This window comes from Rhodopirellula sp. UBA1907, assembly GCF_002337565.1.
GTDB lineage: Bacteria > Planctomycetota > Planctomycetia > Pirellulales > Pirellulaceae > Rhodopirellula > Rhodopirellula europaea.
In genome coordinates this window covers 1-9,231 of sequence record NZ_DDGH01000018.1, presented here as the reverse complement: position 1 = coordinate 9,231, position 9,231 = coordinate 1, and the positions used below count along the sequence as shown (strand labels likewise).

6 protein-coding genes are annotated in these 9,231 nt (G+C 57.1%); 2 read left to right on the top strand and 4 right to left on the bottom strand.

The genetic code is table 11. The features are described 5' to 3' along the window. Positions 1-205: 205 nt before the first annotated feature. The 4 genes from B2R17_RS04500 to B2R17_RS04485 form a co-directional block, all read right to left on the bottom strand. Positions 206-2,245 (bottom strand): DUF4340 domain-containing protein, encoded by a 2,040-nt coding sequence (locus tag B2R17_RS04500; RefSeq protein ID WP_286763028.1) that lies wholly within the window; start codon positions 2,243-2,245, stop codon positions 206-208. Positions 2,246-2,283: 38 nt separating this feature from the next. Beyond that, positions 2,284-5,142 (bottom strand): Gldg family protein, encoded by a 2,859-nt coding sequence (locus B2R17_RS04495; RefSeq protein ID WP_286763027.1) that lies wholly within the window; start codon positions 5,140-5,142, stop codon positions 2,284-2,286. A gap of 245 nt (positions 5,143-5,387) precedes the next feature. Beyond that, positions 5,388-6,191: an ABC transporter ATP-binding protein gene (locus tag B2R17_RS04490; RefSeq protein ID WP_286763026.1), complete on the bottom strand. Its 804-nt coding sequence runs from the start codon at positions 6,189-6,191 to the stop codon at positions 5,388-5,390. Between the two features lie 142 nt (positions 6,192-6,333). Continuing rightward, positions 6,334-6,510, bottom strand: a complete 177-nt coding sequence (locus tag B2R17_RS04485; protein WP_199169779.1) for a DUF6800 family protein — start codon at positions 6,508-6,510, stop codon at positions 6,334-6,336. 363 nt (positions 6,511-6,873) lie between these two features. Here B2R17_RS04485 and B2R17_RS04480 point away from each other — a divergent pair, with 363 nt between their 5' ends. Next, a complete protein-coding gene (locus B2R17_RS04480) occupies positions 6,874-8,145 on the top strand; it encodes a family 16 glycoside hydrolase (protein WP_286763025.1) in 1,272 nt (423 codons plus the stop codon). A gap of 131 nt (positions 8,146-8,276) precedes the next feature. Next, positions 8,277-8,660 carry a hypothetical protein gene (locus B2R17_RS04475; RefSeq protein WP_008661329.1) on the top strand — a complete coding sequence of 128 codons (384 nt, stop codon included), beginning with the start codon at positions 8,277-8,279 and terminating at the stop codon, positions 8,658-8,660. Positions 8,661-9,231: the final 571 nt, after the last annotated feature.

Below are 9,231 nucleotides of genomic sequence, written 5' to 3'. Positions count from 1 at the left end.
GCCGCTCCCCCGGAAATCTCGCTCAACGCTCGCTTTCCGACCCCTCCCGCTGCACGGGCGGGGTTCTTAAGGCGTCACTGGCACAGCACTTAAAAAGTGCACGGCTTCTTTGCTCGCGGAGGGCGACGGACTTGGGAGTCCATCGTACGGGGGTGGGTTCACGGCGGGGACCGCCGTGATTCAGGTTTACTCCGCGTACTTTGGACTAGTTGCCAAAGCCGGCTGGCAGTTGCATTCCCGGTGGCATGCCTCCGGGAGGACCAGCCGGAGCGGCGTCGTTGGCTCCTGGTTCGACGAACAGTTCGTCGCGGTTGATTCGCAACTGACGGTAGGTCGCTTCGGGGATGATGTAGTACCAATCGGCGAAACGAGCGTTCAAGTCAGCGACGCGTCGCTTGGCAGCGTTCAAGCGATCTTTGCGTTCGTCCAACAAACGAGTGTTGGCCTTCAAGATCTTTTCTTGTTCCGCTTCCAAACGTTCTTGCTTCTCTTCGTCGGTCAATTCGTCGAACGTCAACTCATCGCTTTCTTCTTCGGCGGCCTCTTCAGCAGGTGCTTCGGTCGCGTCGTCGGCAGCGGGCTGAAGAGCCATTTCTTCATCGGCTGCGGCTTCGTCGCTGGCTTCCTCGGCGGGAGTGTCTTCGGATGATTCATCCTGTGCCTCACCGTCACCGGAAGGCTCATCCGTCGAATCATCATCGTCTTGTTCGATCGCGCCTTGGCCCTCGCCGGATGCTTCTCCTTCGCCCGAAACCTCGACCTCTTCGGTAACGTCGACTTCTTCCGTGGCAGGCTCAGCTTCTTCCGTCGATTCAGCCGATGCGTCGTCCGGCTCAGCGGGCTCCGCTTCCTTCATTTCTTCTTCCGCAGCTTCGGGTTGCTCTTCCGACGCTTCCGCTTCGGTGTCTTCCGTTTCCGCTGGTTCTTCAGTTGTTTCTTCCGCTGCCTCTTCCTTCATCTCGGCTTCAGCAGCAGCGGGTTCTTCCGCTTCTTCTTCGCCGACGCCCAACATGGCGGACAGTTCTTCGATGGTTTGCGGAACCGGCTGCAAATCAGGCGCGGGGAATTGGTCTTCGTTGACGCGAGCGGTGACCAACAGGTAACGGTTAACGCCGCCTGCATCGCCTTCCTCGTCGCTGTCGTCTTCTTCGGACAAACCTTGGACGTCGCCAAAGCGAAGCACGTATTCGACGCCTTGATCGACCGTAACGTTCAGCTCACCGTTTGCCGACAAGACTTCGAATTCGCCTTCGGCTCCCGATCCGACAGGAAAGAACCCGCGAGTGTAAAGCGACTGAACGGCTTCGCTGTCCGTGACCAAATCTTTGTCCGCACGCAGGTTGGCACTCATGCCTTCCGGTTTGCGTACGACATCGACGATTTTCAGATCGTCGAGTGCGTTTTTCATTTCGTTCAGCTTGTCCGTGTTGAGCTCCTTGTCGGCTGGCATCTCCACAACCTTGGGTTCGGCCATCGCGTTTTCGGAGTTGTATTCCAACAACTCGTTCAACGCCCACTCCGCACCATCCATCGCGAATTTCGCGGTGTAGCTTCGTTCCAGAGCAACGTTTCGTCCGGAGATCGACGCGGAGTAGTCTTTGACGACCGCTTCCTTGATGTCGATGCTGCTCATCTGCAGCAAGTCATCTTCGATCCAGTCTTGGAACTTGGTCGACAAAACCGTGTCGTCCATCTTCACGACGTACACCGGATCTTGACCGGGTTTGCGAACGTAGATCTTGCCTTCTTCGTTCTTGACCGGGTTGCCGATGATCAATGAAGCGAGCGTTTGCTGCGACTCATCTTTGAACGTGACCAAGCGTCCCACGCCGGTGTCGCCGACCTGCAAATCTTCCAGCTTGGGTTCAACAACACCGAGTGCCGCATGGTCGCCTTGGTTTTCGGTTTGAACGTCCAGGATGTTCAGCCCCACCAACGCGTTGGCAGCGTCTCGCATCTGTTCCACCGCGTCGGCCGGATAACCTTTTCGCGACGGGATCGTCCATTGGCCTGATTCGGAATCACGGCGAACTTCGAACGTCCCGAGTTGCCCCTGTTCCTCATCAAACGTGATGATCTTCAGGTTCGCTGCGGTCAACGGATCCTTGAATTTTTCAAAGAGCGGTTTTCCTGGCGAATAAGGCGATTCGTTTTCAGTCGATGCGGGCCATGCCACAAACAACCCCACGGCGAGCATGACAGCCGCGGCAGCCCAAAACGCTCCGGTCTTCTTTCCTTCGTTCACGATTGCAGTCTCTATGAAATTGTTTGATTGATGGAGGGTTATTTCAGGCGGCTCTTGCTGATGTTTTCGCGTTCACGCAGACGACGTGAAGCAAACACCATGATGCCGACGATCAACGGCGGGATGCAGGGCAGAACCACCGCGGCCGTTTTGACTTGATTCTGAATCGCGGTGACTTCTTGTTCCGCTTCGCGACGAACGTCTTGGATCTTTTGCTCGCGTTCGTTCTGCAACTTGGCTTGCTGGACTTCCAAGATTCGTTGCTGGTTCGCTTGCTTGATTTGGAACGCAGTCAGTTTTTCACGCAGTTCGCCCGGTGAAACCGATCCGGTTTCGCGATCTTTCTGCAGTTCCTCGATTTCCTCACGCAACGCCTGCACTTCTTGGTCGCTCTTTTCCTGAGCCTCACGAATCGTTTCGTCGTACTGCGTTTGGAATTCGCGGCTTCGTTTGCGAACCAAACTGGCCGCTTCTTCTTTGACCGAATCGATCATTCGCAAGCTGGCGTAGATCGGCTCGTGATTTCGAACATCAATGAAGCTGGTGTCGCCAGTCAACCAATCGATCACGTTCAAAGCAAACGTCACGTTTTGGAACTGAAAACGCATGTCCGAGATTTGGTCGGGATCAGCCCGAATGAGCAAGAACTCAGGCAGGATGATGTCCATGTCCGCGATGTAGACGGCTTTGACACCGGCGGTTTCTGATTCGCTGCCTTCAGCTGACTTGTCCGCTTCGATCGCCATTGCGATCGGCACACTTGGGTTAACGCCTTGGATCTCTTGAGCCAACGTCGTTTGTCCCGTCATGACTTGCCCAACGACTTGCGAAGGCAATGTTCCCGAAAGAGGTCCCGTTGAAAGAAGTGCGGTGTGCTTGAGCGTCGCATCTTTCTTTGCGTAGACCGCACCGCCGAGAATGGCGAGCACCTGACGCAAACCGCTGGTGATTGGGCTGTCGTCGCTGAGCGCTTCGCCGGGCTGAACCCCGCGTGCTTGCTCATCGATGAACAACCAAAGTTCGTTAGCGGTTTCGAGGTTCGGATAAGGATTGTGTTGCTGCCAAACCAATTCGGGGCTGAACAAACCCTGCATGCCGGGTTGGCCAGGAACGTTCAGTTCCAACACATCCCATAGTTGGCGAATGTCGCCCTTTGGCGAAGCACCACCGCCACCGAACATGCCGCCCTGTGCTTGTTTGGCGTCACCGGTTGCGGTCACGTATTGAGCACCGATCGGACGTGGATCTTCGAAGATCGCTGTGGGAACGCCAGCTTGAATCGCGGCGGTCAAACGATCGAATTGCTGAGGCGCCAACGACGAAGGCTGGACCGCCACCAAAGCGTCGTAGACACCCGGCGTGATTGGGCCGGACAAGTCGACTTCTTCAACGTCGTATTGTTTGGCAAGTTCGTCGATCAACGGGTGCTTCTCGACTCGTTGCATCGACATGCCGCTCATGACCGTGCCGCCCATCAATCGAGCGTCGGTGGCGACGATCCCCAGTCGTTTTCGCGAACCGCGAGCGACGGTGTTGATACTGCGAACGAGTTCGTACTCGACCGGGATGCCGTATTCGAAAATTGGCACAGTGACCTTTTCGAGTCCCGAACGGAAAGCGGCACCGAGGATCAGTTGCTTCTGGGTGTAAGCCCCTTTTTCACGGAACATTCGCGTGACCGGTTCGATGCCGAAACGGTCGGCTGCCAATGCCGCGTCTTCGCTGAACAAGTCAATTCCGTCGTACAGGTTGACTTGGATTGTGCGACCGTTCTTGGCCGCTTCGCTGCGGAATTCCTTCAGCAAATTGACCAACTCATAACGAGTCTTGGCATACAGTTCGGGGACTTCTTTGCTGATGAACGCGTCGATCACGATCGGTCGATCGTCGTCGAGTTCGCGGATCAGTGTCTTGGTGGCGTCGGCCAGCGAGCTGACTTTGCCTTCGGTCATATCGGCTCGCACAACGTCTTTGCTGCGGAACAACATGACGGCACCGACGGTGAACAACACCAACGCCAATGCTCGGGCGACGTAGTGCCAAGCCATTGAGTTGCCGTCTTTGCCGCCGGTCCAGTGGCGACGTCCGATCAAAACCATGCAGACGTACAATGCGACTGCAGCGACCAGGATGAAGTAGATGATCGACGAAGAACTGATGACTCCGCGGCCGAAGTCATCAAACGGACGAGCGATGCCACTATCACGAACCCATTCCGCCACGCGTTGGCTGGGGCTGACCGAATCGGCCAATGAAGCGAACGCGAGCGGGGCGTTGAACAACGCACCGAGGATGAAGCCGACAGTCAAGTTGCCGGTCAAGAACGAGGCGATCATGCCGATCGCGATCATCGCCAAACCGACGAACCAGTACCCCAAGTAAGTCGTGAAGATCAGGCCCGTGTCGAGGCTGCCTTCGGTGAGGATTGCCAGCGTGGTGAACGTGCTGAGTTGGCTGAAGAGCAACGAGGCGGTGAAAATCGCCGCGGCGGACATGTACTTCCCGATCACGATGTCAAAATCGTCGGCGGGCAACGTCAGCAACAACTCATCGGTGCCTTGCCGTTTTTCCTCCGCCCAAATGCTCATCGTGATGGCTGGGATGAAGACCAGCATGATCACTGGGAACCAGTAGTTCAGTTGATCCAGCGTGGCCAAGTTTGAGTTGAAGAACTCATAAGGCCAGAACGCGGCAACCGAAGTCAGGAACACGAAGATACAGAGGAAGACGTATCCGGTCGGGTTGCTGAAGTAGCCAATGAAGTTTCGCTTCATCACCGCAAAGGCGGCTTGCTTGGTGCGGGCCAATGCGGACACGACCATCAGCAAGATCAACAGAAAGACGGCGTCTTTCGTGAGCAAGCTGATCAAGGCCATCGAGACGTTGTTGAGCGCCATGGTGGTACTGGAGAACAGAGGTTGGAGTACTGGATTCAGGAGCGAACGAATCAGAGACGCGAAGAAGGGTCTCGGGTGAAGGGCGTGTGGGTCGGGCCCATCACGCTTGGTCACCAATCCGATCGCGGAAGATCATCGTCAGGGAGTGTCTTTGTTCGGCATTCAACTCGGTTCGGCATCCAAACTCGGTCGAAGGACCGAATGGAAAATCAAACCGAGCTTGAATTCAAACTCGAAACCGAGGCTCAAGCCTTCTCGTCGGGCTCGGATTCGGCTTGTCCGGTCAAGTGATGGAACGCTTCGTCCAAGTCACCTTTGCCGGTGGTTCGCAAGCCTTCGACCGAACCGTCGTAGACCATGCGACCTTCGTTGATCATCACGACGCGATCGGCCATCGCCTCGACTTCTTGCAGAATGTGCGTGCTAAGCAAGATCGTTTTGGTTTCGCTGAGACGTCGCATCGTTTTGCGGACGCCGCGAATTTGGTTGGGGTCCAAACCAGCGGTCGGTTCGTCCATGATCAAAACATCGGGCTCGTGCAGCAGAGCTTGGCTCATGCCGACCCGTTGCTTGAAACCTTTGGACAGCTTGCTGATCGGTTTGTACATGACCGACGACAAGTCACAAATGTCAACCACCGCGTCGATGCGATCACGTTTGATGCGAGGTGACAATCCGCGAGCGTCGGCGAAGAATTCCAGCATGCCTTTGGGCGTCATCTCAGGGTACAGCGGCCCGTTTTCGGGCAGGTAACCCAGACGACGACTGCCAGCGATGCGATCGTCCATCATGTTGTGACCGGCGATCCGAGCGAACCCTTCGCTGGGAGCGATGTAGCCGGTCAGCATCTTCATCGTCGTGCTTTTTCCGGCACCGTTGGGTCCCAGAAAGGCCACCAGTTCACCTTCGCCTACACTAAAGGTGACTTCGCGAGCTGCCGCGAAGGGGCCATAGAATTTACTCAGCCCCACCGCTTCGATCATGGGTTTTCGACCGCCCGTTGTGGATCCGGGGGAGGTCGTTGTGTCCGCCGTTGTGGCTGTTGCCATCAGTGTCGTACCCGTCTTCTATCGTGGAAGAAATGGTTCAAGAGCGCTTGCTACGCGGCGGGTCTGCGACCGGTTCGCAATATTTGCCCCGCTCACAATGATTTACCCGCTCGCAATGTTGAAACCGCGGGCCGAACAGGACTCAGGCGAGGCCTTCACGTTTGATGATGACGTCCGCACCGGGAGTCAAACGACGAAGCTTGCGAGCGGCTTCGGTCTTTTCCATCGTGCCAGCTTTGACGCGTTGCAGCAGGTTGATGGTTTTCTTGCGGCGAGCACGCAGACGAGCAATTTCGCGACGACGTTCGGTTCCTGCCATGAGGATCAATTCCGTTGTGATGAAGGGTGATTCAGAAATACGGTCCAAGGAGGGTCCCGGAATAAGGGACCACCCGCACGGACCGCCAGGCGAATCCCGCATTATCGCGCTCGGTGGTCGATGCGAAAGGGGGCAATCGGCGGAATCACCGGCTATCATTGGCGTTGCAGCCCTCCCACCCCGATCTCCCCACCATTCGACGAGTCCGACCGCATGAATCTTTCGCCCGAGGCTCCTTTCGATCGAAGCCGGCAGACATACCGGAGGGCTCGCGCCCTTCCGCTATCAATCAGCCGGATTCTGCCAACGATTCTAGCGGCTGGGGGCGAGCCCTCCGGTTCCACATCACCGAAGCCGCAGCCAATGGCGCTCGCCCTGCTGGCTACCTTTCTGCTCACGGCATCACAACTCTCACCGGCGTTCGCAAACGAGCCCGCCGCCGGGACACCTCGCGAAGTCCCTGCCGGATCGGAATCCTTGCTCGAAGGATCGCTGGCGGATTCATGGGAAGGCAGCCTCGATGACTGGACGCTGGAGGACGGCGTTTTGACCGGAACGACGGACGGTTCCGTGAAGGTCAATCGCTTCATCACCTCGAAAACCGCCCCCATTGAGGACTTTGAATTGGAAGTCGACGTTTGGGTCAGTGCTCGCGGAAACAGCGGCATCCAGTATCGCAGCGAAGTCCGCGAGGACCTGGGGCCGAACGTCATGGTCGGCTACCAATGCGATGTGGTCGCGGCGACTCCGAAGTACAACGGCATGTTGTACGAGGAACGCGGGCGTCGCATCTTGTGCCACACCGCCGAAAAAGTCGTCACCGATGCCGACGGGCAGGGCTGGGTGGTGGAGTCGACAGAGCCGCCCAAGTTCGCCCCTGAAACCTGGCATCGCTACAAAGTTCGCGTCGTCGGCAACCATCATCAACACTGGATCGACGGCCAAAAAACCGCCGAGCATTTTGACTTGGATCCCAACGGCCGATCACTGTCCGGTCGCATCGGCGTGCAAGTTCACGTGGGCCCGCCAATGGAAATCCGCTATCGCAATTTCTTCGTCAAACGCCTGACGCCCACCACGTCTCCGAATGATTCGGTCGAGATCCCAGGCGACGCGGAAAAAATTGTGCCGCAGGGCGGATGGAAGAACGCCGGCAAGCGCGACGCGAATCACAAGCTGGAGAAAGCGGAACTGCCTGGCACCCGCAACGTTCACCGAGCCGGACCGATCTGGTTGGCCGGGCAACCGACCGCGGAAGCGTTGGCGGCCGCGAAAAAGGCGGGCGTCAAGCGAGTGATCACGCTGCGGAGCGAACGCGAATTGGACTTCGACGACGAGGCGTTGGTGAAAAACGCGGGGCTGGAATTTCACGCGGTTCGTTTTGGTGGCCACCAGCAATTGACCGACGAGAAAATTCATGCGGTTTGCCAATTGCTTCAGGCAGCCGATCCTGACAACCAAGCTCTATTGCATTGTGCGTCGGCGAACCGAGTCGGCGCGATCTGGATCGCCTACCGAGTCCTGGATGGTCGGCAAACGTTGAAAAACGCGATCAAGGAAGGCAAGCAAGTCGGACTGCTGGACCCGGACCTGCAAAAAGCCGCGGTTGAATACGTGCAGCAGCGAAAACGCTGATCCGCGAGTGAGGCGGAAGACACGAAAAGCGGAGCTCTCTGCCCGTCGTGACCAAACGTGTCACGGCGGTGGCGATCATATCAACATCGAAGTTTGATTCACCGCCGCCTCGTTCTTTCGGACCGTTTTCCATGTCAGTCGCAACGCTTTCACCCGCCGCATTCAACGCCAGCGAACAAGCCACCACCGCGTTCGCTCCATCCGGTGAAACGTTCGCTCGCTCGCACGGCCGCGTTTGCGATCGAGCCAATTCGAAGTGGAGTCCCTCGAAAGTCTTGCGGACCGCGATGGCGGACAGCGACCGATTTGTCGTGCAACTGGATTACGTCGATTCCAAGGGCAAGCGAACTCGCCGAACCGTCAGCCCTATCCGATTCGCGGCCTCTGACCGATTCCTCGGCCTCTGCTTGTGCCGCGAAGAACCTCGGCAATTTCATTTGTCGCGTTGTAGCAACTTTCAACTGCTGGACGCGGACGACGTGATCATGCCCGTTGAAATGGTCGAACTGGACTGATCGAGTCGGACCGCATGCAGCCTGTTGATTTACCTGTTGATTTAATCGTATACCGCATGACAACAATTAGCCGATGGGCGTTAGCCCCGGTTGGCGTCTGATCAACCGCCGCTAACGCGGTACGGCTCATTAGATCAACGGCCCGCATGAATCCCGGTCCAGTGAGCGTTTGCCGGCGTCGGATCAACGGAGTGATCCGCGCCAATTCTGTAGGTCAGGTCGCAACTGGCGTTGGTCAACGGCCGATCAACGATGGGCTCGCGAGGCCCGTGGACCGCTCGCAACGGCACCCTCCCGCCGGGCGTTCAACGCGGTCGCCAGATGAGACCTGCCCTACAGATTGGGCTCTTCATTGCAAATTGCAAATTTCGAAATGCAAATTGCAAATGGGTTGCTCTGCCGCAAGGCAGACCCTCGAGCCTGTCAGCCGCATTGCGTTAGCCTGGGCTGTCCAATTTTCGGTATTGACACCGAAATTGGCATGGATTCTTGAGGCGGTTTTCTGTCTTCGGTCACCTCTCCCCCGGCGAAGTTGAGGGAGAGGTCGAGCAGTTTTGAAGTGCCGTGCTCG